The 26522-nt window shown below is 60.1% G+C and carries 24 protein-coding genes; 14 read left to right on the forward strand and 10 right to left on the reverse strand.

Annotated features, from left to right (window positions below; genetic code table 11):
* Positions 1–7: 7 nt before the first annotated feature.
* From RIB87_RS08310 to RIB87_RS08325, 4 genes are all read right to left on the reverse strand, one after another.
* Positions 8–820: a TIGR02186 family protein gene (locus RIB87_RS08310; RefSeq protein WP_350145438.1), complete on the reverse strand. Its 813-nt coding sequence runs from the start codon at positions 818–820 to the stop codon at positions 8–10.
* The gene (locus tag RIB87_RS08315) at positions 817–1740 is read right to left on the reverse strand and encodes a sulfite exporter TauE/SafE family protein (RefSeq protein WP_350145440.1); all 924 of its coding nucleotides are present in this window, start codon (positions 1738–1740) and stop codon (positions 817–819) included. The genes RIB87_RS08310 and RIB87_RS08315 overlap by 4 nt, the downstream gene beginning before the upstream one ends.
* Positions 1741–1915: 175 nt before the next feature.
* Positions 1916–5143: a peptidoglycan-binding protein gene (locus tag RIB87_RS08320; RefSeq protein ID WP_350145442.1), complete on the reverse strand. Its 3228-nt coding sequence runs from the start codon at positions 5141–5143 to the stop codon at positions 1916–1918.
* 186 nt (positions 5144–5329) lie between these two features.
* Positions 5330–6118 (reverse strand): CAP domain-containing protein, encoded by a 789-nt coding sequence (locus tag RIB87_RS08325; RefSeq protein ID WP_350145444.1) that lies wholly within the window; start codon positions 6116–6118, stop codon positions 5330–5332.
* Positions 6119–6338: 220 nt separating this feature from the next.
* Here RIB87_RS08325 and RIB87_RS08330 point away from each other — a divergent pair, with 220 nt between their 5' ends.
* The 5 genes from RIB87_RS08330 (at position 6339) to RIB87_RS08350 (ending at position 13601) form a co-directional block, all read left to right on the forward strand.
* A complete protein-coding gene (locus tag RIB87_RS08330; RefSeq protein ID WP_350145446.1) occupies positions 6339–6803 on the forward strand; it encodes a MerR family transcriptional regulator in 465 nt (154 codons plus the stop codon).
* Positions 6804–6926: 123 nt separating this feature from the next.
* Positions 6927–8717 (forward strand): acyl-CoA dehydrogenase C-terminal domain-containing protein, encoded by a 1791-nt coding sequence (locus RIB87_RS08335; protein WP_350145448.1) that lies wholly within the window; start codon positions 6927–6929, stop codon positions 8715–8717.
* 33 nt (positions 8718–8750) lie between these two features.
* Positions 8751–9908, forward strand: a complete 1158-nt coding sequence (locus RIB87_RS08340) for an acyl-CoA dehydrogenase family protein (RefSeq protein WP_350145450.1) — start codon at positions 8751–8753, stop codon at positions 9906–9908.
* Between the two features lie 59 nt (positions 9909–9967).
* Positions 9968–11173, forward strand: a complete 1206-nt coding sequence (locus RIB87_RS08345) for an acetyl-CoA C-acetyltransferase (protein WP_350145452.1) — start codon at positions 9968–9970, stop codon at positions 11171–11173.
* Between the two features lie 163 nt (positions 11174–11336).
* Positions 11337–13601 carry a 3-hydroxyacyl-CoA dehydrogenase NAD-binding domain-containing protein gene (locus RIB87_RS08350; RefSeq protein ID WP_350145454.1) on the forward strand — a complete coding sequence of 755 codons (2265 nt, stop codon included), beginning with the start codon at positions 11337–11339 and terminating at the stop codon, positions 13599–13601.
* A 70-nt stretch (positions 13602–13671) separates the two neighbouring features.
* Here RIB87_RS08350 and RIB87_RS08355 read toward each other — a convergent pair whose 3' ends face one another.
* Complete coding sequence (locus tag RIB87_RS08355; protein ID WP_350145456.1) at positions 13672–14415, reverse strand: TIGR02391 family protein; 744 nt, start codon at positions 14413–14415, stop codon at positions 13672–13674.
* 24 nt (positions 14416–14439) lie between these two features.
* A complete protein-coding gene (locus tag RIB87_RS08360; RefSeq protein ID WP_350145458.1) occupies positions 14440–14715 on the reverse strand; it encodes a helix-turn-helix domain-containing protein in 276 nt (91 codons plus the stop codon).
* A 213-nt stretch (positions 14716–14928) separates the two neighbouring features.
* Here RIB87_RS08360 and RIB87_RS08365 point away from each other — a divergent pair, with 213 nt between their 5' ends.
* The 7 genes from RIB87_RS08365 (at position 14929) to RIB87_RS08395 (ending at position 20968) form a co-directional block, all read left to right on the forward strand.
* A complete protein-coding gene (locus tag RIB87_RS08365) occupies positions 14929–15846 on the forward strand; it encodes an alpha/beta hydrolase (RefSeq protein ID WP_350145460.1) in 918 nt (305 codons plus the stop codon).
* 128 nt (positions 15847–15974) lie between these two features.
* Positions 15975–17066, forward strand: a complete 1092-nt coding sequence (locus tag RIB87_RS08370; RefSeq protein WP_350145462.1) for a glutathione S-transferase family protein — start codon at positions 15975–15977, stop codon at positions 17064–17066.
* Between the two features lie 24 nt (positions 17067–17090).
* On the forward strand, positions 17091–17399 hold the full coding sequence (locus tag RIB87_RS08375; protein WP_350145464.1) for a ferritin family protein: 309 nt from the start codon (positions 17091–17093) through the stop codon (positions 17397–17399).
* Between the two features lie 126 nt (positions 17400–17525).
* Positions 17526–18353 (forward strand): enoyl-CoA hydratase/isomerase family protein, encoded by an 828-nt coding sequence (locus tag RIB87_RS08380; RefSeq protein WP_350145466.1) that lies wholly within the window; start codon positions 17526–17528, stop codon positions 18351–18353.
* On the forward strand, positions 18350–19207 hold the full coding sequence (locus RIB87_RS08385) for a crotonase/enoyl-CoA hydratase family protein (RefSeq protein ID WP_350145468.1): 858 nt from the start codon (positions 18350–18352) through the stop codon (positions 19205–19207). Before RIB87_RS08380 ends, RIB87_RS08385 begins: the two co-directional genes overlap by 4 nt.
* Positions 19208–19243: 36 nt before the next feature.
* Complete coding sequence (locus tag RIB87_RS08390) at positions 19244–20422, forward strand: alpha/beta hydrolase (RefSeq protein WP_350145470.1); 1179 nt, start codon at positions 19244–19246, stop codon at positions 20420–20422.
* Positions 20423–20509: 87 nt separating this feature from the next.
* Positions 20510–20968 (forward strand): hypothetical protein, encoded by a 459-nt coding sequence (locus RIB87_RS08395; protein WP_350145472.1) that lies wholly within the window; start codon positions 20510–20512, stop codon positions 20966–20968.
* Here RIB87_RS08395 and RIB87_RS08400 read toward each other — a convergent pair.
* The 4 genes from RIB87_RS08400 to RIB87_RS08415 all read right to left on the reverse strand — a co-directional run bounded on the left by RIB87_RS08400 (position 20965) and on the right by RIB87_RS08415 (position 24504).
* A complete protein-coding gene (locus RIB87_RS08400; protein WP_350145474.1) occupies positions 20965–21906 on the reverse strand; it encodes a thioesterase family protein in 942 nt (313 codons plus the stop codon). The genes RIB87_RS08395 and RIB87_RS08400 overlap by 4 nt on opposite strands.
* A gap of 21 nt (positions 21907–21927) precedes the next feature.
* Positions 21928–22731, reverse strand: coding sequence for a thioesterase family protein (locus RIB87_RS08405; protein ID WP_350145476.1), 804 nt, complete (start codon positions 22729–22731; stop codon positions 21928–21930).
* 73 nt (positions 22732–22804) lie between these two features.
* Positions 22805–23377 carry a TetR/AcrR family transcriptional regulator gene (locus RIB87_RS08410; RefSeq protein WP_350145478.1) on the reverse strand — a complete coding sequence of 191 codons (573 nt, stop codon included), beginning with the start codon at positions 23375–23377 and terminating at the stop codon, positions 22805–22807.
* 152 nt (positions 23378–23529) lie between these two features.
* Positions 23530–24504 carry an alpha/beta hydrolase gene (locus RIB87_RS08415; protein WP_350145480.1) on the reverse strand — a complete coding sequence of 325 codons (975 nt, stop codon included), beginning with the start codon at positions 24502–24504 and terminating at the stop codon, positions 23530–23532.
* Between the two features lie 260 nt (positions 24505–24764).
* Here RIB87_RS08415 and RIB87_RS08420 point away from each other — a divergent pair, with 260 nt between their 5' ends.
* Positions 24765–25421 carry an OmpW/AlkL family protein gene (locus RIB87_RS08420; protein ID WP_350145482.1) on the forward strand — a complete coding sequence of 219 codons (657 nt, stop codon included), beginning with the start codon at positions 24765–24767 and terminating at the stop codon, positions 25419–25421.
* Positions 25422–25583: 162 nt separating this feature from the next.
* Positions 25584–26438: a MipA/OmpV family protein gene (locus tag RIB87_RS08425; protein WP_350145484.1), complete on the forward strand. Its 855-nt coding sequence runs from the start codon at positions 25584–25586 to the stop codon at positions 26436–26438.
* Positions 26439–26522 lie beyond the last annotated feature (84 nt).

A 26522-nucleotide genomic window follows, 5' to 3' on the forward strand; every position in this document is an offset into this window, starting at 1 on the left:
GCTTTGGTTAACGCTCGCGGAAAACCGTTCCGGCAATCCAGCCCGCCAGGAGCGCAATCAGTACGGCGGCGACGCCATAGAAGAAGGGTGTTTGCTGGGCAAAATTGTACAGCAGCCGCTCAAGGCCTGATTTGTTGATGATGAGATTGATCGACCGCTGCCCGGTAATGGCCCCGTCACGCATCAGATAAACGGTGGCAATGTATGAGCCCACCGGGACATTGGCGGGCAGGGCAATTTCAGCGCGAAACAGCGATGGGCCAACGAACGTGATGGAGCCGGGGGCCTGCGCATACAGGCCCTCGCGCAGCTTGGCACGCAGGACCGCCTCCTGATAGGCGGCGGGAAGGGCTGCATTGGTCGTCTGGTCAGAACTTATGTCGAGTGCAGATAGCCCGATCTGTGCGTCTGCGAAAACCTCAGGCTTGGCGATCTGGTTGAGGGGGCGCGTACTGGCCACATGATAGAAGCCCGGTGCTGCGGGCACATCCCGCGCGTCGGTGTTGACCCATACGCCCGCAATGCGTTGCTTGCGGCGAATGGTCAACGGTTCGTATGGCCCTCGCACCACCGCAACCACATCGCGCTGAAGGGCGGGGGTCACGCCGTCCGGCGCATCCACATTGCCAAACAGCAACAGCTCCGCGCCGGTGAAATTGGAGGTGATGGCAATAAGCTTCTCGCTCAGGTCTGCCACCACGGCTTCACCGGCAGCACCAGGCTGCACGCCAGGCTGGACAGCAGGAGTTTGCGCAAAGGCACCTGTGGCAAACAGGGCAACGCCTGCCAGGCCAGCAGCTATGTGCGCAAGCCGGATCACAGGCCCGTTCCGATCATCACGGTGTAGAGGTCATCCGGTGTTGCCACCAGATCCCACGCCAGCCGTGCGCAAACGGCCAACACAAGCAGCGCCAGCAGCGCGCGCAGTTGCTCGCCGCGCAGCCTGTGGCCGACACGCACACCCAGTTGTGCACCGATGACACCGCCAACCAGCAGCAGCAGCGCCAGCACAATGTCCACTGTCTGGTTGAGCGTCGCATGCATGATGGCCGCCAGGCCCGTCACGAACATGATCTGAAACAGCGATGTGCCCACCACAACATTAGTGGGCATACGCAGCAGATAGATCATGGCCGGTACCATGATGAAGCCACCGCCAACGCCCATGATGGCTGCCAGAATGCCGACCGCGAGGCCGATCAGCAGTGGCGGAATGGCTGAGATGTAGAGCCGCGAGCGCCGGAAGCGCATTTTGAGCGGCAGCCCGTGTATCCACACATGCGAGCCGGGACGTCGCGCAGAGACAGAGCGCCCGGCGCGTGTTGCGCGAATGGCGCGCACGCTTTCGTTCATCATCAGTGCGCCGATAACACCCAGAAACAGCACATAGGCGAGCGAAATAAACAGGTCTATCTGGCCCTGCGAGCGCAATGCACTGAAGATTGCCACGCCGATGATCGAGCCGACCGCGCCGCCTGCAAGCAGCACCCCGGCCATCTTGAAATCAACGGCCTTGCGCCGCCAATGGGCCAGCACGCCCGACATGGAGGTGGCTACAATCTGCACAGCTTCCGTGCCAACGGCGACGGCAGGCGGAATGCCGGTAAAGATGAGCAGCGGCGTCATCAAAAAACCGCCACCGACGCCGAACATGCCCGACAAGAACCCGACCGCACCGCCAAGCCCCAGCAATACAAATGCATTGACTGACATCTCGGCGATGGGGAGGTAAATCTGCACCCTGAGGTTCGACCGTGTTTGATTTTTGTTTTGTCGCCGCAACACTGCGTTCTGGCTGCGGCACCAGATACAACCTTGCTAGCACACCTGCAGGCTTACAGCTACGCAAACCAGCCGGCCCGTTACACCATTGTGGGTCGGCATTTTGGGTCGGCATTGCGGGTCGGCTGACGAACTAGAGTTCCGCCTGTTGCAGCGCGTTGAGAAGGCGCTCATCAATGCGGCCGGTCACGGCCAGACCCTTGTCGCGCTCAAACGCCCGCACGGCATCCAGCGTGCGCTCACCAGGTTGTCCATCGGCGGGACCGGCATCATAGCCAAGCGCCCCCAGCAGGCGCTGGGCTTCACGCACCAGCGCTGGCGGTGTGAGGGATGCCTGCCAGCTCACTTCGTTGGCGGCCGGGTCGGCCGCACGCGGCGTATAGGTGCGGGCGGACAACTCAGCGTCCACCAGCTTCGCCGCATCAACGGAGTTTTTAAGCGCCTCAGCCCGCACGCCTGCGTCGGCGTCGCCGTTGGCAGAGGCAATGGCAAACCACTTGTAGGCTTCCGCCAGGTCACGTTCGACGCCGAGACCGCGCTCATGCAGAATGGCCAGATTGTATTGTGAGTCTGCCAGGCCGTGAGCAGCGGCCGCATTAAAGCTGCGCGCGGCAGCGGCAAAGTCTTGTGGGCCACCGGCCCCTTCGGCCTGCATCACGGCCAGATTGTGCATCGCCTTGACGTTGCCCTGTGCGGCGGCGCTTTCATACCAGGTGCGGGCTCTGGTGGGGTTCTCAGGAACGCCCAGACCTTTTTCAAACATTGTGCCCAGGCGGTATTGTGCAGGGGCCAGGCCCTGTTCAGCGGCGCGGGTCAGCCAGAATGCGGCCTGCTCATTATCCTGTGGCAGCCCGCTGGCACCGTTGGCGTAGCGCTGGCCGATCTCGTACTGGGCGGCGGCGTCGCCTTCCGCAGCCGCTTCGCGCAGTGTCTGTCGTGCCGGTGCTGGCAGGGTGGGGGCTGGCAGGGTGGGTGTTGGCGCGGCTGCAGGTGCTGAGGGTGTTGGCAGCGACGCCACATCAACTTCCTGGCGCGGCGTGATGGATGTGGGGCCGGAGATGGATGATCCCGGTGTTGCAGCTTCGGCAGATGCCTGAGCCGGTGTCACCACGTCCGGCAACTCGCGCGCTGGCGCACGGGTTACATCCGGCAGGCCACTTGACGCTGTATCGCTTGCCGTATCGTCTGATGCTGCGTCGTCCTCAGCTGTGGATGCCGCTTCGGTGACTGAAGGCTCATCAGTGTCCGAAGGCTCATTGGTGGCTGCATCGCCAACAGGTGCGTCAGTGGCGGGGTCATCAAGTGACGCCATTGCGTCAGCCGGGACAGTCACGTCATCGGGCGGTCCTGCAACTTCCTGTGGTCCGCCGCCCATCATCACGAACACCAGTCCGGCAATGGCCAGCACGCCCACAACGGCGGCAATGAGGGCAAGCGATTTCTTGTTGCCAGCAAATGGGCCACTGTTTTGTGCACCATCTTCGGCAAAGGGAGAGCGTGCCCCGTCATTGCCAGGTGTCCCAGCGGCAGCGCGGGCCGCGGCACGCGCGGACTCCAGAAAATCATTGCGAGGCGGTGCGCCTGCACCATCTGACGCAAATGGTGGCTTACCAATACCGGGCCCGTGCGCAGAAGCACCTGCGGACGGTGATGCAAACGGTGGCGCAAACGGTGGCGCGCCCATTTGCGATGCGTCGGGGGGTGGTGGTCCAAAGGGGGAGCCGTCCATTTCATCACGACCAAACGCAGGCGGCGGCGGCCCGAAGGGCGCGTCGTCCTGATCGGCTGTCCAGCCGCCTTGGGCGGGCATCGGCGGCGGTGCAGGTTGTGCTGTGGACGCGGTTGCGCCCATAAAACCAAGCTCCTGGCCGTTTGCGCCGCCACGGCCCTGCGCTTCAATCAGATTAAGGCGCGCGTCAACATTTTCGACGCTCGCCCTGATTTTTTGAATGTCGCCGGTGTTGCCGCCCGTCTCTATCTTGCGCAGCAATTCGTCGGACACTTCTTCCACCTTCGCCAGCGCCTTGGCGGAGCGTTGGTCAGTGGTTTGCAGCCGTGCGGCCATTTCATCAATGGCGGTTTCAAGGGCTGCCAGAGGCTCCGCGAACATCGCCTTGCCGCCCGTGCCAATGTCTGCGATCTCGCGCATCTGCCCGGCGATGTCGCTGACGCTCGTTTCGATGGTGTGAATCGCCTGCGCGCTTTGCTGTTCTGACGTTTCAAGGCGTTTGACGGTTGCGTCCACCCGCTGTTCAAGCTGCGACACAAGCTGGGTTGCTGCGCCGCCTTCGCTGCGTGCGGCTTCCACCGCAGCTGTCACGGCCGCGTCCCGCACCTTGTCCAGACGCCCGCCCATATCGTCGATGGCACCGGCGATCTGGTCCACGTCGCGCCTGGCGTTGGTTTCAACCTGACCCAGCCGCCCGCCAACCTCGGCGATGTTTTGTTGCAGGGCCGCAATCGTGGTTTCCAGCGACTTGATGGCCTCAACGCTGACAGATGGCTTGGCCTCGTTCGAAGCCTTCTCGATTTTTTCCAGATCTTCGCGCAGCGCCGCCATGGCCTTGGCCGTGCGCGCGTCAGATGCTTCGATGTGGTCCACCACGTTGCCGATGGCACGCTCAAGGGCGGCCACTGCATCGTCGCTGGCACCGCCACGATTGTTGAGAACGGCGACGGCCTGCGATGCTTGTTCGCGGGCCGCCTGCGCGGCGGTTTCAGCACCGTCCAGCCGACGGGTGAGGTCGCTTAGCGCAGCCTGCAGGCTGCGGACGGTTTCAGGTGTTTCAGAACTGGCAGAGGCCACGCGCCGGGTGGCTTCTTCTGCCCTGCGTTCGGTTTCTTCAAGACGGTTTGAGATCGCCCGCAGACCGCGCTCAACGGTGCGCATGGCATCGGTGTTCAAAAGCTCGGCGCGCTCAAGACCCCGTTCTGATTTTTCCAGCCGCTCGCGCAACTCGCCCAGTGTGCCGTCGAGCGCGGACACGGGTTCGCGACTGATCCGCTCGGTGCGTTCCAGCCGCGTGGCCATGTCTGCCAGCGTTTCATCAAGTCCGGTCAGTGCGTTTTCGCTCCGCCGTTCCGACCGTTCAAGCCGGTGAACGAGGTCGCGTAACGCATCAGTCACGGGACTGAAATCTATCTGTAGTGCCTGCTGTGGCATACTGGTTCCCGCTTGGGACGCAGGCGAGCCGAACGATGGGTCGGCAGCAAACTCTGCGTCTTCCTCGTCCGATGCGTCGATGATTTTCTGATTGAGCCACTGGCCAAGAGTCTTCCCTTCGCGACGCGCTGCGATTTTCGCAGCTTCGCGCGCTTCGGGCTCTATGCCCTTTACGCTCCAGGGAACCCCAGCTTTCATCCGAATCGTGCCCGCCCTCTTTGATTCGGAAGGTATTCATAGGTGAGTCTTGTGTAAAGGATGCGCCGCACCCCCAATATGTGGAGATGGCAGCGGCAAATGAACGAAAACGGCTGCCCGCGAAACCGGTCACGCCGCGATTTCGTTAATGCTAGTTACCGCTAGGTAAAGAAGGTGTTAACGCGCCTATGACCCCGGTGCGGGCGAACCGGCAGTTTCAGGCGCGTTTTCGCCCCTGTTGTCAGGCAATTGGGGGTCAAGGGAGACTGGCTCATCGATTGATTGCCCGGTGTCAGCCGCATCCGACTCCGGCCTGGGTTGCGGTATTGGGTCAGGTTCGGGCGGCCGCAGTGAGGGTTCGCTGGTCAGCAGCATCACAATATAAATTGCCCGCCCGTTGTCAGCAGCGGAAATGCCTGCGAAGCCGTGGCGCTGATCAAGCAGGTTTTTGCGGTGGGGCGGGCTGTCCATCCACGCCTCAACAGCGGCTGTGGCCGTATCCGCAGCGCTTTCGCCCTCTCTATGAGTGCGCATGGCGATGTTTTCACCGGCAATGCCCAAAAAGTCTGGGAAACGCGCCAATACCCGTTCGCGGGGGCCGTCGCCGTCTGGCGAGCGATGGGCCATATATGTGCGCGCCACCATGTCGCGCGCATGGGCCCGCACGACAGACTCAAACCCTGAATCCCGATCGACCGGCCGTGCCCCCGCGGATGCCCGCGTGGCATTCACCGCCTTGTAGAGCGCCTGACGCAATTCGCTTATGGCCTCTGTCTCAGGCTCCTCAACCGGCACCTCGTCGGAGGTCTGGACGTCTGCTGGTTGTGTTTCGGTAGGCTCTTGTGCCCTTGCCGGCCCCAGACCCATGCCCAGCGTAAGCAGGCCTGTACATACGAAAAGCCATGTCGCGAACAGCCATGTCGCGAAAAGCCATGTCGGCATCCGCAGGGACGAAAGGACTAAAAACAACGGCATTTCTGACGATCCTGACCTTATTTGCGCCCGCACTATGGACCACCGTGCGGGTCCAAACCACCGGCTGCGGGCAGTTGGAAAAATTCGTCCGTTTTGTTTTTGAACTCAGTGTTGACGTTTACGTCAACGGAACCTAGAGTCCGCCTCGCTCACCAAGAGCGCTGCGTCAATGAGCGCAGATGGTCGCAATATGGTCGCAATGGCGTAAGGCGGTGTTCCCGTGGAAACCCAGACAACCAACAATGAGCTTCCCCCCCATGCCGCACGTCCCGGTGAGCCGGGCCATGATGCGGACGGGCCGACATTTTCCATCACGCAACTGGCCGATGAGTTCTCGATCACGACGCGCGCGATCCGCTTTTATGAAGACAAAGACCTGCTGCATCCCGCGCGCGAAGGTCAGACGCGGGTCTATTCCACCCGCGACCGCGCGCGGCTCCAGCTTATTTTGCGCGGCAAGCGCGTTGGGTTCACGCTGACGGAAATCCGCGAAATCATTGATCTGTATGATTTGCGGGACGGCTTCACCAAGCAACTTGAACTGGCGCGTGAAAAATACGCTGCCCAGATCGCCAAGCTGAAGGCCCAGCGCACCGACATTGAGCAGTCGATTGACCTGCTGCAAAACGGCATTGCGTTTGTCGAAGGCGAGCTGGCGAATAGATCAGACGGTGCGGGCACCTAGACAAACGCCCTGTCGCCTCGCAGCGGCCAGTCCCGACCCCACTTGTATTTGCCGTCGCGCGGCGCAACGTCTGTTTCACACGTCTGTTTCATCTGCGCGCTGCCGGCACAAAGGAGCTTCCCCATGCCGACCTACAAAGCCCCGACGCACGAATACGGCTTTTTGCTGCACGAAGTACTGGACCTGTCGCGCTATTCCAACCTTCCGGGTTTTGCCGAAGCCACACCTGACCTGGTCAGCCAGATCATGGAACAGGCTGCCAAGTTCTCGGAAGAAGTGCTGCAACCCCTCAACAAGGTGGGCGATGAGCAGGGCTGTGTCCTGAAAGACGGTGAAGTAAAAACGCCGGACGGCTTTCGGGAAGCTTATCAGCAATTGGTCGAGGGTGGCTGGCCGTCGCTTGTGTGTTCGCCTGATTATGGCGGGCAGGGATTTCCAAATACCATCGGTGTTCTGTTCAATGAGATGGTGTCGTCCGCCAACATGTCGTTTGGCATGTATCCGGGGTTGAGCCACGGCGCATATTCCGCGCTCACCCATCATGGCTCTGATGAGCTCAAGGACCTTTACCTGCCCAAGCTCGTGTCCGGCGAGTGGACCGGCACCATGAACCTCACCGAGCCGCATTGCGGCACCGATGTGGGCATGTTGCGCACAAAAGCTGTGCCCAACGGCGATGGCTCCTACGCGATCACCGGCCAGAAAATCTGGATTTCTGCAGGCGAGCACTCGATGGCAGACAACATCATTCATCTGGTGCTGGCCCGCATCGAAGGCGCGCCTGATGGTGTCGGCGGCATTTCGCTTTTTGTCGTGCCCAAGTTTCTGGTCAACGACGACGGCTCCCTTGGTGACCGCAACACGCTTGCCTGCGGTGGCCTTGAGGAGAAGATGGGCATCCACGGCAATGCCACCTGCGTGATGAATTATGACGGCGCGACGGGCTGGGTTGTGGGTGAGGAAAACAAGGGCCTCAAGGCCATGTTCACCATGATGAATGAAGCACGGCTTGGCGTGGGGATGCAGGGCATCTCGCAGTCCGAAGTGGCGTATCAGAACGCCCGCGACTTTGCGCTGGACCGGTTGCAGGGCCGCGCCCTGACGGGCCCCAAGAACCCGGACGGTCCGGCGGATCCGATCATTGTTCATCCTGATGTGCGCCGTATGCTGATGAATATCCGCGCGTTCAACGAAGGAGCCCGCGCCTTGTTGGTGTGGACGGCGTTGTGGGGCGACCTCGCTGAAAAAGCCGAAGACGAGGAAACCCGTCAGAAGGCGGACGATCTGATGGGCCTGATGACGCCCATCGTGAAGGGCTATTTCACCGACAAGGGTTTTGCCAACGCGGTGGAGGCCCAGCAGGTGTATGGCGGCTCGGGCTACACCAAGGAGTGGGGCGCGGAACAGTTTGTGCGCGATGCGCGCATTGCGATGATTTATGAAGGCACCAACGGCATTCAGGCGCTGGACCTTGTGGGCCGCAAGCTCGCCTCAAAGGGCGGGCGCGCCGTGTTTTCGTTCTTCAAGGAGGTTGATGACTTCGTTGCCGCCAACAAGGACGACGCCTCCATGACGGAGTTCCTGGAGCCTTTGGGTGACGCCCGCAAACAGCTTGAAGAAGCCACCATGTGGTTCATGGAGAATGCGCTGGAGAACCCGGACAACGCCGGTGCCGGCTCGGCAGACTACCTGCATTTGTTTGCTCTCACCGCCATTGCCCTGATGTGGGCGCAGATGGCCAAAGCCGCGCATGACGGCCTGGCGAACGGTGGCGGTGACAAGACATATTACGAAACCAAGCTCGTCACGGGCCGCTACTTCGTCAAACGCATTCTGCCGCAGACCGGCACCCACCTGACTGCCATCAAGGCCGGGTCAGATGAGGTGATGGCGCTCGCGGCATCCGCTTTCTAGATACATAAAACACCAATCGGGAGACACTTGGGAATGTCGTCACTTCAAGTCGAAACACCAGCCTGGATGACCGAAGACCTGCAGATTTTTTCTGACTCGGTCGGCAAGTTCTTTGAAAAGGAATTGGCGCCCCACGTTGAGAAGTGGGAGAAGCAGGAAATTGTTGATCGCGATGCCTGGTACAAGACCGGCGAAGCGGGAATCCTGTGTGCATCCATGCCGGAGGAATATGGCGGCGGCGGCGGTACGTTTGCGCACGAAGCCATCATCATCGACCAGATGGGCAAAAAGGGCATTGCAGGTTTTGGTGCATCGCTCCACAACGCGATTATCGCGCCTTATATCAACGAATACGGTACCGAAGAGCAAAAGCAGAAGTGGCTGCCCAAAATGGCCACTGGCGAACTCGTTGGCGCCATCGCCATGACCGAGCCGGGTACCGGCTCCGACCTGCAGTCGATCAAGTCCACCGCCAAGCTCGACGGCAACGAGTATGTGGTGAACGGCTCCAAGACCTTCATCACCAACGGCCAGACCGCCAACCTGATTATTGTTGTCGCCAAGACAAATCCGGAAGGAGGTGCCAAAGGCACGTCGCTGATGATTGTCGAAACCGATGAGGTGGAAGGCTTCAAGCGTGGCCGCAACCTCGACAAGATCGGTCAGAAGAGCCAGGACACGTCCGAACTGTTTTTTGACAATGTCCGCATTCCAACGTCCAACCTGCTTGGCAACGAAGAAGGCAAGGGCTTTATTCAGTTGATGCAGCAGTTGCCCTCCGAACGACTGCAGATCGGCCTTCAGGGCGTAGCCGCCATGGAGGCAGCGCTGGACGAAACCATCGCCTATGTGAAAGAGCGCAAGGCGTTTGGCAAAGCCATCATCGACTTCCAGAACACCCAGTTCAAGCTGGCCGAATGCAAGACCAAGGCAACGGTCGCCAAGGTGTTTTGCGATTACTGCACCGGCCTTTTGCTTGAGGGCAAGCTGGATGCAGCGACCGCATCCATGGCCAAGTACTGGGTCTCCGACATGCAGTGTGAAGTCATTGACGAATGCCTGCAGCTTTTCGGTGGCTACGGCTACATGAACGAATACCCGATTGCCCGCATGTATCGCGATGCCCGCGTGCAGAAGATTTATGGCGGTACCAACGAGGTTCAGAAAATCCTGATCTCGCGCACGCTGTAGTTGAATAATCAGTTTACGGATCAAGTTTCAGATTTACAAGCCAACAGGGAGGCCTCAAAATGGCTGAATGCTACATTTACGATCACGTCCGCACCCCGCGCGGCAAAGGCAAGTCAGACGGCGCACTGCATGAAGTGACAGCGCTTGAACTTGCGACGCAGGTATTGAAAGAGCTGCGTGATCGCAACGATCTCGACACATCAAAAGTGGATGATGTTGTGATGGGCTGCGTGGACCCTGTCGGCGAAGCGGGCTCCAACATCGCCCGCGTGGCGGTGATGAATGCCGACTACGCGCAGACAACCGCAGGCGTGCAGATCAACCGCTTTTGCGCATCGGGCCTTGAAGCGACCAACATGGCGGCTGCCAAAGTGATGTCCGGTGAGGCCGACATGGCCATCGGCGGCGGCATCGAAAGCATGAGCCGCGTTGGCATGGGCGCTTCAGGCGGTGCCATGGCGTCTGACCCAGCCGTTGCCCTCAAGACCTATTTCACGCCTCAGGGCATTGGTGCGGACCTGATCGCCACCAAATACGGCTTTAGCCGCGATGACGTGGATGCCTACGCCGTCGAGAGCCAGAAGCGCGCACAGAACGCCTGGGACAATGGTTATTTCGACAAGTCTGTGATGGCGGTGAAGGACATCAACGGTCTGACCATTCTGGACCGGGACGAGCACATTCGCCCCGACGCCACCATGCAGTCGCTGGCCGCGCTCAATCCATCCTTTGCGTCGCTTGGCGAGTTTGCTTTTGATGGAGTGGCAACCGATCGCTACCCGGAAGTCGAGCGGCTCAACCACGTGCATCACGCCGGCAACTCGTCAGGCATTGTTGATGGTTCTGCCGGCATTTTGCTGGGCACCAAGGAGATGGGCGAGGCGCTTGGCCTCAAGCCGCGTGCGAAAATCCGCACCATGGCCTCCATCGGCTCCGAGCCGTGCATCATGCTTACCGGCCCTGCCGACGTATCGCGCAAGGCGCTGAAAAAAGCCGGTATGAACGTTGACGACATTGATCTTTACGAACTCAACGAAGCCTTTGCGTCGGTGGTGCTGCGCATGATGCAGGCGCTGGACATCGACCACGAGAAGATGAATGTGAACGGCGGTGCCATCGCCATGGGTCACCCGCTTGGGGCCACCGGCGCCATGATCCTCGGCACGGTGCTTGATGAGCTCGAACGCCGCGACCTCAACACCGCGCTTGCAACGCTGTGCGTTGGGGCGGGCATGGGGACCGCCACAATCATCGAACGGGTTTAACGGAACGGTTTTTCTGATCCCCGCCCAGCCCTCCCCGCAAGGGGGAGGGAGGACGCATACGCCACCACCCAAAACACCCTCCCCTTGATGGGGCGGGCCGGGGTGGGGTGAACGCGCCACGCAAAGCGGGTTATGAAAACCTCCGCAAACGGAGCATATTGAAATGGCTACATACGAAAACTTTGGATTTGAAGTTGATGGTGACGGCATTGCCGTTGCCACCTGGGACATGCCCAACCGCTCAATGAATGTGCTGAGCCAGTCGTCCATGAAGGATCTGGCCGACATCATTGAAAAGGTCGCCTCCGACGACGCCATCAAGGGCCTGGTTATTACATCCGGCAAAAACGCGTTCTGCGCTGGTGCCGATCTGTCCATGATGGGCTCAAGCGCGGGCGGCGGCTCCGGCGGCTCTGAACAGGACAAGGTGAAGGCGCTGTACGAGGGCAACATCGCGTTCAACATGCAGCTTCGGCGCATGGAAAGCTGCGGCAAGCCGATTGCAGCCGCGCTCACCGGCACGGCCCTTGGCGGCGGCCTTGAAGTGGCGCTCGCCTGCCACGCCCGCTTTGTGGCGGATGCCCCCAAGGCACAGCTTGGCCTGCCTGAGTCAAAGGTCGGCCTGCTGCCCGGCGGCGGCGGCACCCAGCGTCTGCCGCGTATGATTGGTGCGGCCGCAGCGTTGCCGCTCATCCTGCAGGGGCAGGCCCTGTCGCCTGAAAAGGCCGCCAAGGCCGGCATCGTCAACAAGGTTGTGTCGGCAGACAAGCTGGTGGACGAAGCCAAGGCCTGGATCAGGCAAGGTCTGGCCGGTGAAACCATCAAGCTTGGCAAGCGCGGACCCGAGGTGCTGGCCGCAGCGCTGCAACCCTGGGACAAGCCGGGCTACAGGGTTCCCGGCGGCGGCCCGCACGACAAGGGCGGCAGCCAGACCTTCGTCATCGGCAACGCGATGCTCAACAAGACCACGCACCAGAACTACCCGGCGCAGAAATACATTCTGTCCTGCGTCTATGAAGGCCTTCAGGTGCCCATCGAGGCCGGGTTGCGGATTGAAAGCCGCTACATGACCAAGCTGATGATGGACCCGCGCTCCAAGGCGATGATCCGCTCGCTGTTCCTCTCCATGCAGGAACTGTCCAAGGGCGCGCGCCGTCCGCAGGGTGTGGACAAGTGGGAAGTCAGGAAACTTGGCATTCTGGGCGCTGGCATGATGGGCGCAGGCATTGCCTATGTGTCCGCGCAGGCGGGTATGGACGTGGTGCTGCTTGACCGGGATCAGGCCGATGCCGACAAGGGCAAAGCCTACTCGGAAGGCCTGCTCGACAAAGCCATCTCACGCGGCAAATCCACCGAAGAGAAAAAGACGGCTCTGCTCGGCAAGATCAAACCCACCACCAACTACGATGATCTTGAAGGCTGCGATCTCGTGATCGAGGCGGTGTTCGAAGATCGCGGCATCAAGGCCGACGTCACCAAGAAGGCCGAACCGAAGATCGCCAAGGGCGGCATCTACGGCTCCAACACCTCGACCCTGCCGATCACCGGTCTGGCCGAGGCATACAGCAAGCCTGCGGAGTTCATCGGCATCCACTTCTTCTCGCCGGTGGACAAGATGCAGCTTGTGGAAATCATCATGGGCGAAAAGACCAATGATGAAACGCTGGCCAAGGCGATGGATTATGTGGCGCAGATCCGCAAGACACCCATCGTCGTCAACGACAGCCGCGGTTTCTACACCTCGCGCTGCTTTGGCACATATGTGGGTGAAGGCATCGCCATGCTGGCGGAAGGCATCGAGCCTGCCATCATTGAAAATGTCGGCAAGATGACCGGCATGCCCATGCCGCCGCTGGCCCTGAACGACGAAGTGTCGCTCGACCTTGGCTACAAGGTGCGCCAGCAAACCAAGAAAGACCTGGGCGACAAATATGTCGAAGGCCCGGCGGACAAGATCATCGAAGAGATGGTTGTTACCCATGGCCGCCTCGGCAAGAAAGTTGGCAAGGGCTTTTACGACTGGCCGGCTGAAAAGGGCGGCGAAAAACGCCTGTGGCCGGACCTGCACAAGGTCGTGGAGCACACCAAGGGTGCCGATGACGTTGACATCGACGAACTGAAGAACCGCTTCCTGTTCATTCAGGCCCTTGAAGCCGCACGTTGCTTCGAGGAAGAAGTGGTGACAGATGTCCGCGATGCCGATGTCGGCGCCATCCTCGGCTGGGGCTACGCGCCGTGGTCCGGCGGACCCCTGTCGCTCATCGACATGACGGGCACAGACAAGTTCGTTGCTGAATGCGACAAGCTCGCCCAGAAATACGGCGACCGCTTCAAGCCCAACGCCCTCCTGCGCGACATGGCCAGCAAGGGCGACACTTTCTACGGCCGCTTCAACCCGGCCACAAAGGTGGCAGCCGCTGCTGAATAAGCAGAAGCGTCATTGAGGAAAACAAGAAGGGCCGCTGAGGAAACTCAGCGGCCCTTTTTGGCAACGCAGACTAGGTATTGTCCTTGCGCCGCTTCCTTGCATCCACTATCCGCAAAAGATGGCTTGCTAAGACAATCATCTCTGCGGCCTCTCCGACGTCTTCGATAGTCTCTGTGCGATGACTGGCTGGGTTCTTATACGAACCGATTGCTCCAGCAAACAATTCTGCGAGTGATTCCTGTTCTGCGATCGGCATAAGTTTATCGGTCAATGGCCCAGCCTCCTTCGCAAACGCTTTGCGCATCATCGGCTTACCATAGTCGGTTGATCCGTAGCCGCTGGCCTCCCGCACAGCAACCTCGACTTCTCTAAATGCACAAAAGACCGCTGTTTCGATATCTCCCTTATGAAATATCGGCAGCGCCTTTTTTCGAATGACAGGATGCAGAAGATCCGCTGGGAGCGCGGAAGAGCGGAGATATGTTGGCAGGTTCATGCTGCCGACAAAGCCGTAAGCTCGTCGCGAGGGAACATACCAAGTGTTGGTCGTCACTTGCGTCGGGTCCAGCACAATCAAGCATTCTGACTGTAGCCATGCCCAAGCCTCTGCGAGTGCCATCGTCAAGTCGTACTCTGGAATGTCGGAGTTTCTGTAGACTCTCAAAACGTCACTGAGCAGGTTGTTCAAGCACTGCTTTGGGCTACCCGAAGCTTCTGAAGTCAAATGGTTGATAATTGCCCAGCCGACTTCTTGAGGATTGGCGTCGGGAATCATTTTTGGGTCGGGAAAGTGCTTGTCGAGCCAATAACTCATTCGATTGCTCCGCTGTTGTAACTCTCACCCAAACCCCACTAAAAGCTCCGTACCCGTTGCTTCTGCCACCTTCATCAGCGTCGTGGTGCTTGGCATCTGGCGGCCGCTTTCCATGCGGGCGATGGCGGACTGGGTGGTGCCCATGCGGGTGGCGAGATCGCCCTGAGTGAGTTTGGCTGTCTTTCGGGCGTCGATGATGGCGCGGGCGATGCGGAACTCGGGCGCAAGCCGGTCATACTCGGCTTTGATGGCCGGATCCGTCAGCGCTTTTTTTCGATAGGCCTCAAGTGTCTTCGTCATGTCGAGGCCTTTCATACGCATCTCCCACCACGTGCCAGCGTGTATAGCAAAAATGATATTATTGCTCAAGAAATATCCTTGAAGCTGAAGTGAGTTGTGGCTGAAAGGCAAGCCGCCCAAGCGGTTACGCCGGAGTCGCACAAGTGCATCGCGCGGGCTAAGGTGCTTCCCAACAGCATTTGAATACAAACAAAACACACAGGGAGACGCATCATGGCGAGCGAAGGTCTGAAGCAGGTTCTGGAGATTTTGGCGGCAGCCCCCATTGCCGAAGGCGAGAAAACTGTGCAGGAGCAGCGCGACGGCATGGTGGCGGCTACTGCCGGTTTTCCGGTTGCCGAGGGGGCCATCATCGAGCCCGTGACGGCCAACGGCGTGCCCGGTGAATGGGTGTCGATGCCCGGTGCCTCCGACAAGCACGCGGTGCTGTATCTGCATGGCGGCGGCTACGTCATCGGCTCGCCTGTCACCCACCGCTCGCTGGCAGCAGCCATTGCGGGCGAAACGAATGCGAAACTGCTGGTGATTGATTATCGCATGGGGCCGGAAGATGCGTGCCCGGCAGCGATTGACGACGCGGTTGCGGCATACCAGTTCCTGCTCGACCAGGGCTATGACGCTGCCAATCTCGCCATCTCCGGCGACAGTGCGGGCGGCGGCCTGACAGTGGCAACGCTTGTGGCCCTGCGTGACAAGGGCGTGGCGCTTCCGGCTGCTGCGGCGCCCATCTCGCCATGGGTGGACCTCACCGGCAATTCGCCGACGCTTGAGAGTCGCGCTGACGTGGACCCAATGGTGCAAAAGGACGGCCTGCTGGACATGGCCGCAAAGTATCGTGGCAGTCTGCCCGCCGACGACCCGCGCGTGTCGCCGCTTTTTGCAGACCTCAAGGGCCTGCCGCCAATGCTCATTCAGGTGGGCGATCACGAGACGCTGCTGGGTGACTCAGAGGAGCTCGACAAGCGCGCCAGGGCAGCAGGCGTTGAGACCAAGCTCGAAATCTGGGACGAGATGATCCACGTGTTTCACATGTTTCATTTCATCATGCCCGAAGCAGCCGAAGCCAATCGCCGCATCGGTGAGTTCTTCCGCGCCAAATGGGGTGTCGCGGCTGCGAACGCGGCTGAGTAATCCCGACTTTTCCTGTCCTTGCCTTTCCGCGGCTTGACTGCGGGACCCAGGGCTACACGAATATACAGTGCCACATGGCTCTGGACCCTGCGATCAAGTCGCGGGGAAGCACTGATGATTGGGTTGCTATGCCTCAAAACACGCTCTATGGCGGCGCCATTTCCCTCTACACGGGCAAGGCGCGCGCCTATATGGACTGGAAGCAGGTTCCGTACACAGAAGTTCAGGCAAATGTTGATGTCTATAAGCAGATCATCCTGCCGCGCGTCGGCTGGCCGGTGATCCCCGTGCTTGTGACGGACACGGATGAAACCGTACAGGACACGTCCGAGATCATCGACCATTTCGAGACGCTGGACCCGGACCCGTCTGTCTATCCAGGCGGCCCGGCGCAAAAAATGGCTGCCCTGCTCATCGAGGTGTTTGGTGATGAGTGGATGAAGCTGCCCGCCATGCACTATCGCTGGAACTACAATGAGGACTGGATCCTCACCCAGTTCGGCGCGCTGTCTGCACCCGATGCCACGCCGCAGGAACAGCGTGAAATCGGCGAAAAGCGCGCCGGGCCGTTTCGTGGGTCGCTGCCGTTTCTGGGTGTGCTGCCTGAAACCCGCAGCGCCATCGAGGAAAGCTACGAGGCGCTGCTGGCGGAGCTGAGTGCGCATTTCGAGCATCACGACTATCTGTTCGGCTCGCGCCCTTCCATTGGCGACTACGGCCTTATAGGTCCGCTTTATGCGCATAATTACCGCGACCCCAAATCCGGCGAAATGATGAAGGCGACCGCGCCGCGTGTTGCGCGCTGGGTGGAGCGGATGGTTGAGCCGCCGACACCGCGCGGCGGCACATTCCTGCCTAACGACACCGTGCCGGATACGATCGTTCCTCTGCTCAACCGTTTTGCTGTCGAGTATCTGCCGGTGCTTGAAAAGACCGCTGCGGCGTTCACCGCATGGGCTGAAGATCAGTCGCCAGGCACCGAGATTCCCCGCGCGTTGGGTACGCACGCTTTCACGCTGGGCGGCGTGACGGCAGAGCGCGCCATCTTCACGTTTGATCTGTGGATGATGCAACGCCCCTTGGACTTTTATGAAAGCCTCAGCGGCGCAGACAAGAAGGCCGTGGACGCGATGCTGGCAAAAGCCGGCTTGTCGGAGGTAGTGTCGCTGTCCGGGTACCCACGCATCACACGTACCAACTTCAAAACCGTCCTTGCCTGACGGACAACTACGGGAGCCTTGCGAATGTCGAGTGAAGGTCTGCATGAACCGATCGAGAAGCTGAGCGAGAAAACGCTCAACATGCATCGTGCCATCGTGTCGTTGATGGAAGAGCTGGAAGCCGCCGACTGGTATCGCCAGCGCGCCGACGGGTGCACGGACGACGCGCTGAAGAAAATCCTCATTCACAACATGAACGAGGAAATCGAGCACGCCGTGATGGTGATGGAGTGGCTGCGCCGCAATGACGAGCAGTTTGCCAAAGAGATGAAAGAGCGGCTGTTTACGGACGACCCCATCGCAGCACCCCACAGCCACCCCGACGACCACTAGAGACGTCGCGCAGCATCAGGCGTAACACCCCTTGCCGCCACCCTGCCACTTGCTAGACTTGGGTCCAGCAAAGTTGACCTGGCATCAAAAGCCGGGCCGCCCAAACGGGCAACAGGGGAGGTGGCAATGGACTACACACAGATAACCTATGCGCGTGATGGCGTTCTCGGAGTCGTCACCATGTCGCGGCCTGAAAAGCTCAATGCATGGACGCCGCGCATGGCCGAAGAAATGGCACATGCCTTCGGCGTCGCCAACAATGACCCGGACGTGGCCTGTATCGTGCTCACCGGCGAGGGCCGCGGCTTTTGTGCCGGTGCCGACATGCAGGAAACATTCAAGTCGCGCCTTGATGGTACCGACCCTGGCAATGACACCGCGGGCGGCTCCGGCGGGCTACCTGCCGGGCTGGACTGGATCGGACTTGTACGGTCGTCCAAGCCGATGATCGCCGCCGTCAACGGTCCGGCCGTGGGCATCGGCGTCACACAGATTTTGCCGTTTGACGTGATTATCGCTGCGGACGATGCGAAGTTCGGGCTGGTGTTTGTGAAGGTCGGCATCGTGCCGGAGCTGGCCTCCTCGCATTATGCAATCGCCCGCATGGGCTTTGCCAGAACCAGCGAAATGATGCTGTCAGGCAAAATATATACGGGAAGCGAAGTCGCCGAGTTCGGTCTTGCCAACTATGCGGTGCCCAAAGAGCAACTGTGGGACAAGGTGCATGAAGTCGCCGCCATGTTTGCCGACAACCCGCAGCCGATGATGCGGATGACCAAGCAGCTATTGTCGCAGAACATGGCAGAAACCGACATGACCCTTGTGCAGCGCCGCGAAACGGATGCGTTGAAAGAGTGCTGGACAACGCCGGAGCATCACGAAGCGGTAGATGCATTCCTCAACAAGCGTGATCCTGACTTCAAGCGCGCCGCGCTGCGCGGAGCGGCTGAATGAGTGCTATCGCCATCGAACACCGCGACGGTGTGGCGCATATTGCGCTTGCGCGACCCGACAAACGAAATGCGCTATCTCTTGCGTTGCAACAGGAACTGGCAGACGCATTGTGGGACGCCGACGAACGCACCGACATTCACTGCGTGGTTATCAGCGGGCAGGGGCAGGACTTCTGCGCAGGGTATGACCTGGGTGAACAGCCGCAGCGTGACACAACAAGGCGCGGTGCCAGAACCATAGACGATGACATCTGGCAGCTCGAACGCCAGCAGCGTCTGCGCATGACGATTTTCGACATGCACAAGCCGGTGATCGCCGCTGTTCACGGGCGTTGCCTTGCAGGTGGAACGGATGTGGCCTTTCTGGCCGATATGGTGATCGCAGCAGATGATGCAGTCATCGCGTTCCCGCCCGCGCGGGACCTGGGCTCATTGCCCAACCAGATGTGGCTTTATCATTGTGGGCCGCAATGGGCCAAGCGTCTGCTGCTGACCGGCGACAGCATCAACGGCAAGGATGCAGCGGGCATTGGACTTGTGCTCAAATCAGTGCCTGCGGATGAGCTTACGGCGGAAGTTGAGCACCTGGCGCGGCGCATGGCACTGATTGACCCGGACCTGCTCTCCACACAAAAACGCATCGTCAATCTGGGGCTGGAACTGATGGGCGCCCGCACTCTACAGCGCCTTGCCTGCGAGAACGATGCGCGCGGACATCGCGCGCGTGCAGCCGATACGTTTCGCAACACCGTTAAAGAGCACGGCCTCAAGGCGGCCTTTGCCCAGCGTGACGAAAAGTTTGGCGACAGCTTCGTTGATCCGCTGGCACCTGAGCATTCGAAACGCACATCATGACATTTCTCAATTCATCATCCGTATCCGGAGGACTCCATGGCTGACCCAAAGGTCTATGACGTCGAGCGCGAGGCGTTTTTCCTGTACTGGACCGAAAAGTCCGCGTTCAAGGAAACCTATGCCGGCGCAATGGATACGGTTGTGGTGGAGGGCCAGCACCTGAAACCCAAAGGCTCTGACAGCAAGACGGTGCTCATTTTCATGCACCCGTCCGGCATCATGAACCTGCTGCCAATGCCAAATGCGCTGGCGGCGGCGGGCATCCCGTGCCTCACATGCGGCAGTCGCTATCCCAATAACGACACGGCGCTCATCATGGAAAAAGTGATCCTCGATATGGGTCACTACATCCGCTACGCGAAAGAGAAGCTGGGCTATGAAAAGGTCATTCTGGCCGGCTGGTCTGGTGGCGGGTCGCTGTCGATGTTCTATCAGTCGCAGGCGGAAAATCCGACAATCGAGACAACGCCCGCCGGTGACCCGGTGGACGTAAAGGGTGCGGACCTTATACCGGCGGATGCCGTGTTGCAGCTCGCAGCGCATGTGAGCCGTGCCATCATTTTGACGGAGTGGATTGACCCCGCCGTCGCCGATGAGCTTGACCCTGAAAAGCGCATAAAAGCCCTGGACCTCTATGATGAGACAGCGCCAAACCAGCCGCCTTACTCCGCGGATTTTCTGGAAACCTTCCGCGCCGCACAGGTCGCCCGTTCAAAACGGATTGATGATTTCGTGCACGACAAGCTGGCGTTTCTGAAAAAGACAGGCCGCCCCAACGAGGAGCACTGTTTTGTTGTGTACGGAACAATGGCGGACCCGCGCTGGCTGGACCCGACCATTGACCCCAATGACCGCAAGGCCCCCAACTGGTGCTACATGGGCGAGCCGCGCGTGGTGAACATGATGCCTGCCGGCATTGCGCGGTTTTGTTCGTTGCGGAGCTGGCTGTCGCAATGGTCATATGCTGAGAGCCGTGCCGACGGCCCTAAATGCGCGGCCGGTATCAAGGTGCCGTTTCTGGTGATTGACAACTCAGCGGATGACGGCTGTACGCCGAGCCACGCGGAGCGCATCTATGCGGGGATCGGCCACGACGACAAGGAGCGTCACACCATCAAGGGAGCCACCCACTACTATATTGGCCAGCCCGACAAGATGGGCGAAGCCGTGACGCTTGTTGTGGACTGGCTGGGGCGCAAGGGCATGTTGGTCTGAGCCTGCATTTTCCCGACGCTGGCATCACACAATAGTCCAAATCCGGCACTATCCAGATCGTGGGTGTCGCTTGAAGGGGAAGTCCCAGTGACAAGAACAATTTTTGCGTTCTCCGCTGCCACTATTGCCGCCGCAATATGTCTGCCTGCATCTGCCGGCATGTTCGACGCGCGTGCTGATGAGCCAGGTCGCTTCACCATGCAGGCCATAGAAGGCGGCTTTTTGCGTCTTGATACGCAAACCGGCGCTGTGTCCGTCTGCTCGGGTGCAGCCAGTGACTGGGCGTGTGCGCCCGCCGCTGATGACCGGTCATCTCTTGAGAATGAAAACGCGCGTCTCAAGGCTGAAAATGCCGACCTGCGGGCACAGATAGTGGAGCTCGGCGCAAAGCCCGATGTCACCACGCCCGAGGATGTGGATGCCGCGATGGATGTTTTTGAAAGCGTGGCGGAGCGGTTTGGGCGGATCGTCAAAATCATGCGGCAGGAAATGGAAGAACTGGATCAGGAAATCGGCGCGCCCCCGAACGGTGATCCTGCGCCCTAGGCTCCAATCCCCGGCACCAGTTTGCTCTCAAGATGCGCGCGCATGGCATCGGGAATGCCGATTGCCCTGCGGGCCACAAGGTCAAGCGTCACCGCCACAGCTTCTGCCGTGGCTACAGCCTTGCCGGTTTCAACATCAAACATCCAGTGCGCCCAGGTGTAGGTCTTGGGGCCTACATGCTTGAGGCCGCTGCGCAATGTCAGGATGTCGCCGACACGCGGCCACTGCCGATAGACAAAACGGTATTCAAGAGCTGCCCCGCCAATGTTCGGGTCTGATGATCGGTCATCGCCGCGTGTCTGCGACAGAAGGTTGGGTATCGAATCTGAAACCAGGCCCATGAAGTGCTGCTGCAACATGAACCCATGCATGTCGCACTGGGCGGGTTTCACCACCCCCTGCCACGTATAGACAAGGCCCATGTCATCTGCCTGCGCCAGTGCTGGCGCATCGACGGCGGGACCCATCTCCAACCCGCGGGCCTGGCCGTGCGGCGGGACGTCGGTCATCATGTTATCAATGGCTTCATCCATCACGCCGGGCAGCGCGAGGCGCGCGCGTGTGGCAGCGTCCGCCAGCACAACATCCGCATTGATGGTGGCGGCCACCACACCGGAGGCTGTGTTGGTCAACTCCTCGTAAACCTTCAGCGTGTCGCCTTCGCGCCCGGTGACACTTCCTTCAAGGGTAAGCGGTGCGCCGGGGCGCTGTTCGCGGTGAAACCGGATGTGGTGCTCGCGGGGCAGCAATATGGCCCCGGCTGTGCCCGCCCCGTTGCCAGGCGTGCGGGCCTGCGTCGGGCCAAAGCCCAGATGGTGCGCCAGCACGTCCAGCCCTTCATTGGCCTTGGCGACGTAGAACTGCACATTCATGTGCCCCATGTCGTCGCATTCCCATGTCTGTACGCTTGAGCGCAGTAGGGGCGCAAGAATTGTCATCGCAAAAGCTCCGGATGCTGATTATGCAAAATTGGATTGCGCAAGTGGTGGCTTGACCGCGCGCCGCGTGCGCAGATCTATCATTACGCCGACGCCTTCCGCCATGAAACAACAAGCCCCCGTCACTATGTCAAACCCCAGATGCTTGTAGTGCAGGGCCTTGCCGGTGGGCGGCGTAAAGCTGGTGACAATTTCAAGGGGTCGCCCCGGCAGGGCAGGGGCAAACCGCGTGACCCTCAACTCGAGCGAAGCGGTGCCAAGCCCGGCTTGTGCCTGTTGGCGCCTGTCAAGGCCCGCCAGCGCCCACAGGTGAGCCTGGCAGCGTGACACCCGTTGCAGGAAGGCCGGGATGGTCATTGTATCGGCGCGACAATCAGCAGGTGAAATGGCTGAAAGGTGGGTGCGCACCATGTGGTCATCACGCTGCGTCAGGTCATGTGTGGCCGGATGTGTGAGGGAGCGTGGCGCGGCATCGTCAGCTATTGCGCCCGCAGGTGCATCCGGTGCTCGTGACGTGCCGTACGTGCTGATCGCCGTGGCGCATACCAGTCGTGTGCCGGCATTTTCTATGTGGTGGACGAGTCGTTGAGATCGCGCATCATCTGCTCGCGCTGAAGTCACGCGCAATCGGTCACCCGCCAGCATTTCACGGTGAAAGCGCAGATGCATTTGTTGCGGGCCACCCCTGCGCCCGCGATCCGCGTTGCCAAGCGCCGACAGCACATCGGCCGCAGCTTCCGCCTTGGCGGCGTAATGCTGAATGTTCATATGCCCCATCTCGTCGCATTCAGCGACGGCAACAGCGCTCAGATAGCTTTCAATCATCGGGCTTTTGGGGTGTGCAGAGGGAGGAGTAACGATTTGAAGTCAGATTATGGCACGGTTCGCCGCAGCGGTGTCAGCTTTCAAAGCGTGCGATGAGCGCTGCAAGGACGGTTTCATCGTCCACATTCAGCGAACCGAACCGACCGCTATCTGCCATCAGGGCAATCCCCGTCAGGCCTGACCAAAGCGCAATCACGTCCAGCGCCTGTGAGCTTCCTTTGATGGTCGGCATCGCTGCATCGAGTAGCCGCAAAACGGCAATCACCCGCCCGGTAAGCACACGTTCTGTTTCTGCGGGCACGTCGCCACTCCTGGCTGCCACAAGCAGCGGCACTACCCGGCGCAAGGCCCGTGTGCAGGCGCGTGACAGATCGCCAAGGTTTGCTGGCTGCTGACGCATCGCTTTTGCCAGCACATCCAGTTCATCTGCGGCAATCGCTGCCAGCAGAGCCTCCCTCGAAGCGAAATAGTTATAGACCGCGCCGGCTGTATATCCCGCCTTTGCGGCCACCGCCCGCATGGTCACGCCGCTTATGCCTGAAGTTGCCAGCACGATAGCCGCCGCCTCCAGAATGCGCGCCGCCCGCGCGTCGCGCGCCTGGGCCTTGCGGGCTTTGCGGGCCGCGTCTCGTGCTGCATCAACCATGCACGTGTCATCCTGTAGCCGGTTCTAGTGCAAAATAAACAGTGTTCAAAAAAATGGCATATAGTCAATAGATATCGAAGATTAGTCGGGCCTGCGCGCGATGCGGGCGGCAGAGGCTGAGAAAAAAGTACATCGTTCAAAATAATGAACGATTAAAGTCTGCTGAGGAAGAATCCGTCAATCTGCGTCAGCGCCTGCTCTGCCAGCGCACCGGGAAAGGCGATAAATCCGTGTGCGCCTCCGGGATAAACACCAAGTTCCGAGGCGTTACCCGCAGCAAGCCAGCGGCCATGCATGAACAGCGTGTCGTCCAGCAAGCCATCCCGCGTGCCGACAACAAACAGTGCATCCGGCAGACCGCCAAGGTCGCCGTGCAGCGGTGAGACATCCGGGTCGCGCAGATCGGTCCCGATGGGCAGGAAGTTGCCGACAAAGTTCTCGACATCGCGGGTGGAGAGCGTTGGCCCTGTATCGCCAAACGCACGGGCGCTGGGGGTCAGGGCCAGATCAAAGCAGCCAAATGTCAGATTGGTGCCCCTGAAAGGTGTCAGTCCATGACGGGTCTTGAGGCGCAGCAGCGTGACGGCTGCAAGGTGGCCACCTGCCGATTCACCGCCGATGAACAGCGGTCCGCCCCCAAAATCATCCGCGTTTGACACCAGCCAGAGCGCCGCCGCCTCGCAATCGTCGGGTGCGGCTGGATAAGGGTTCTCGGGAGCTAACCGGTATTCGACTGAAATACACGCAAGGCCGCAATTGTCTGCCAGCCGCTCCAGCAGCGAATCCTGCTGTTTTGCTCCACCAAACATCCAGCCGCCGCCGTGCAGATGCAGGTAGATGCCCCGGGTGGCGTCCCGTCCGCCCTGCGGCTCGATAATATGCAGTGCAATCGGGCCGGCAGGCCCTGCAATCTCTATGTCCCGCGCCCGCTCGCTGATCGGCGCAACAGGAAACGGCCCCTCACCGCGTTCGCGCATGGCACGCGCCTCCGCCGGCTCAACTGACCAAGGGTCCGGCCCACGTGCCACCAGCGCTGCTATTGCCTGATTGATCTCACGGGTTTCCGTGCTCACGGCACCGGGCAGGAAAAGGGCGGGGGAGGCGAGAGGGGGGGACGAAGATGCCATGTATGAATGCTCCGGGCTGACGCCAGGTGAGTGGGGGGGGCGCAAAGGGTGCCGCGCACCGGCCCGGTGCACAAGTATAGCGTACGGTTCCGCGTCGGTGACCCTGCTGACACTCCAAGACCGTTTCGCTCTAAGTGCGCGCGAATGACGCAGGGCGCCACGCCTGACCCTGATGCAGATCAATTACCTCTCCCGTGTGAGCGATAAAGTGCGGCTCACTAGGCAACCTAGCCGCAATAAGACGAGAGGGGACGCGTATCATGCAGTCCAAAACAATTCTGAAATCACTTGCAACCGCGCTCCTGGCCGCAACCGCGCTGACAGCGCTTCCTGCCACAACCGCGCTTGCTGAAGACGGCGCAACCTCAGGCCAGAGCCCGTGGATGATCCGTGGCCGGATCATCGGGGTTATTCCCGATGAGAGTTCCAGCGTTACACCAAATATCGGCAGCATCGAGGCTGAAGGCGCGGTGGTGCCGGAAATCGACATCACCTATTTCTTCACGCCCAACATCGCTGCTGAGTTGATTGCCGCAACCTCACCCCACGACATGAGTGTGAATCTGAACGGTGGTGGCACCCTTGATCTGGGTGATGTGTGGGTTCTGCCGCCGACGCTTCTGCTGCAGTACCACTTCATTCCCGATGGTCAGATCCGTCCCTATGCGGGTGTCGGTATCAACTACACGCATCTCTACAATGCAGATGATACGGCTGGCACAAGCGTGGACTATGACGGCGGCTTCGGCTGGGCCTTGCAGGCCGGTGTGGATGTGCCCATCAGCGGCAACTGGTCGTGGAACCTCGACGTGAAGAAAATCTTCGTCAACGTCGATGCCACCGTGAACAGCGCTGTACGTGCAGATGTCGATCTTGACCCGTGGGTCATCGGCACAGGCGTAGGCTACCGCTTCTAGCCTCCCCACCAACTGATTGATGTTAAGGGCGGCGTCCATCCGGACGCCGCCCTTTGTCATGTGCGAACACATGTTCGTTGATGGCTGGTGTCCCTGGGTGGACAAAGCCTTTGCGAGCCCTATTGTCCATCGCTGAACCCGAAAAATGGAGTGTATCTTCCCATGGTCGACACTGTTGCCTGCCCGCAGTCGGAAAAAACGTGGCAATCGCTTCATGCCTTCATGGCGGCCTGCGCTCTCGCCCTGGTATTGTTCGTGACCCCGGCATTCGCAAACCCCGCCAATGAGATGCGCCCGCAGCAACCCACCCTTTTGCTTGGCATTGGCGCGGCGGCCGCGCCGGTGTTTGAAGGCTCAGACGATACGCAGTTGTCTGCCCTGCCGTTCGTGGCGCTCAACGACTATTACGGGTTTAATTTTAGACCTGTGCAGTTGTCTTACAATCTGCTGGATGTTTCCGGCAAAAACGGCGCGTGGTCTTTGCGCGCAGGTCCGGCTGTGGGCCTGGCAATAGGTCGCGATCAGGATGACGACGGTGATCTGCGCGGTCTTGGTGATGTGGATACAGGCGTCATGGCAGGCGGGTTCGTGCAGGCAGGTATCGGGCGAATCTCGCTTGGCATTGATGCGGCGCAGGAGGTGGCAGATGGCCACGGTGGTGCGGTTGTCGGCCTCAAGGTTGCAACCCGTCTGCGCCTTAACCAGCGCATGAGCCTGATGCCCGCGGTCACCGGCACATGGGCGAGTGATGACTATATGCAAAGTTTCTTCGGTGTCACCGCAACACAGGCTGCTGCAAGCAACTATGCAACCTATACCGCTGATGCAGGCTTTAAGGATGTGGGTGCGCAGGCCGCCCTGCGCTACAGCCTGGACAATGCCTGGTCTTTGAACTGGAGCGTCGCCTACAGCCGTCTGATTGGTGACGCCGCCGACAGCCCGATTGTGACCGGCCCCGGCGGCACGCGTGATCAGATAACCGGCCGCATCGGCATCACACGGGGTTTTAATCTGTAGGCATCATCCGCCACCATTTCTGCAAAAAAGAGGGCGGCCCGCGAATAGCGGACCGCCCTTGTCTTTTTTTTCCAGCGTTAAATG

Source organism: Pyruvatibacter sp., from assembly GCF_040219635.1.
In the GTDB taxonomy this organism is placed as follows: domain Bacteria; phylum Pseudomonadota; class Alphaproteobacteria; order CGMCC-115125; family CGMCC-115125; genus Pyruvatibacter.